Raw genomic sequence first — 2,043 nt, forward strand, 5'->3', positions numbered from 1 at the left:
TATTTTTAAACATGTTCTTAAAATTACTTTAAGTAGCGAAGAGTTCGAAAAACTAAGTGACTTCAGCGAGCTAATTTCTGGATTGGAGAAAGTATTTAAGAGACTTCATCCTGAAGTTGGCATTAATGTACTATGGAACGACATTGCGCGTAAATTTGCTATTATCGGTTATGAAGCTATTAATGAAGTGGAAAACTTACTTCGTAGACTAATTACTAGTTTTATGCTAATTAATGTTGGATACGATTGGCATAAATTTCATATTCCTAAATCCGTTGAGGAGCGTGATGCTCAACTTAAGCAGAATTATTCGGATTATTTACACCAAACATATTTTAGCGATCTTAAGACAATATTGTTTGAAGGTCAGCGAGAACCTTACTTTCGAGATATTGGTGACGTACAGCTCCTTGTTCAGAAGGCAATTGCAGACAAAAAAGAATCTATTCCTATCCGGGATTTAAAAGGAATCATTGCGACATCACTATGGGAAAAATACTTTGCTAAGGATTCAACCTATAAGAAACAGGATTTGGAGAGTGATCTCGAGAAATTAAATTTACTTAGAAACGAGATCGCACATAATAGGCATATTAATAGAGAAACCCTTGGTAAAATTGAAAGCATTTCAAAAAAAATTATTAAAACTTTAAAGCTTGAATTTGAAGACTTACCCAATAAACAATTAACTATTCAAGAGCAAAAGTTTCAAATTGAGAGGGAAACGAGCCGCATTAAACACATAACCAACAATTTAAGATATTTTGAAAAAATTTTAATCGATTATTATTCGGCAGTTTATCAAGTGTCTGAGATCCGTATGTTGGACAGTGGAAAGGATCATGGCTTTGATTTTCTAATCAAATTCGAAGATTTTATAGTAGCTGTAATACTTAAACAAACCAATGTTAACGGTCTTCGCTACCTCGGCCGGAATTACATAGATGGTACATACATAAAATTGGAAAATACATTCTCGATATTAGGTGTAACCCATTTAGATATATTTGTTTTTTTGACAGACTACTCTATAGAGCACGAGCCTTTTATTATGAGTGAAATTAAAGAACTAAGGGATAATATTGATAAAATGATGCATTTAATAGTAGGTTTTATTGATGATTTAGGTAGGTTTAAGGTACTTAAGCTGGGTTCCTAAATTTTATCATTAAATATGGATTATATTCTCATAGGAGTTAAGGAATGATATTTTATATAAAAAGGATGAAGTTGCTACATTTGAGCGGACATGAAGTTAAAAGAAAATGTAATGCCTTAACATTATGTCACGAGAAAGGAAAACACACGACAAGCAGTTCAAGCTGATGTCTTTTGAATTGCACGCATAGTGACTAATTCTTGCTGTTTAATCATATGTCAGATTTTAAAGCAAAGTTCAGCCATCCCCTAAAACTGATATTCCAATTGTGCAGCTTTAAGTCGAAAAATGTCATATTATGTAGAAAAATGTCGAAAAATGTAAAAAATAGTCGATCGACTATTTTTTACAATCCATCAATTCAGTGATCCCTCATCTGCCAGGCTGTAAAATCCGACCTCTGAAACGATAATATGGTCAATTACAACAATATCCATAAGGCTCGCTGCCTTCACAATTTTCTCCGTAAAATATTTATCCGCAGAACTAGGATTTAAATTCCCGGAAGGATGATTATGACAAAGGATTAACTTGGATGCCCCAATTTCCAATGCTTCTCGAAGTATCATTTTGGTATCTGATGAAACATTAGCAATCCCTCCCTTGGCTAAAATACTATGTTTTAAAACCCTTTGTCCATGATTCATATACAACACATGAAATGATTCGTAGGATTGATCACCTAATATAGGCTTGAAGTATAGCACAGCATCAATAGTATTTGTAATGACCTTTTTCGACAATAGAAGTCCGGCCTGCCTACGTCTTCCTAATTCCATTACCGCTGCTAATTCGGCAGCTTTCATGTCGCCTATTCCTCTAACTCTCTTAAACTGGTTCACATTAAATTTCGCTAGCTCACTGAGTAAGTATTCGGTTCTCGG

2 protein-coding genes are annotated in these 2,043 nt (G+C 34.0%); one reads left to right on the forward strand and one right to left on the reverse strand.

The annotated features are described in order from the left end of the window. Positions 1 to 1,159 (forward strand): HEPN domain-containing protein (locus BW716_RS37350; protein ID WP_083730649.1); only part of this gene is annotated, 1,159 nt, incomplete at its 5' end. Positions 1,160 to 1,515: 356 nt separating this feature from the next. On the opposite strand, the gene BW716_RS34855 is transcribed toward BW716_RS37350, so the two are convergent. Further along, a partial coding sequence (locus tag BW716_RS34855) for a RadC family protein (protein ID WP_083730650.1) occupies positions 1,516 to 2,043 on the reverse strand: 528 nt, incomplete at its 5' end.

The sequence above is a fragment of the [Flexibacter] sp. ATCC 35208 genome (assembly GCF_001975825.1).
Lineage (GTDB): Bacteria > Bacteroidota > Bacteroidia > Chitinophagales > Chitinophagaceae > Chitinophaga.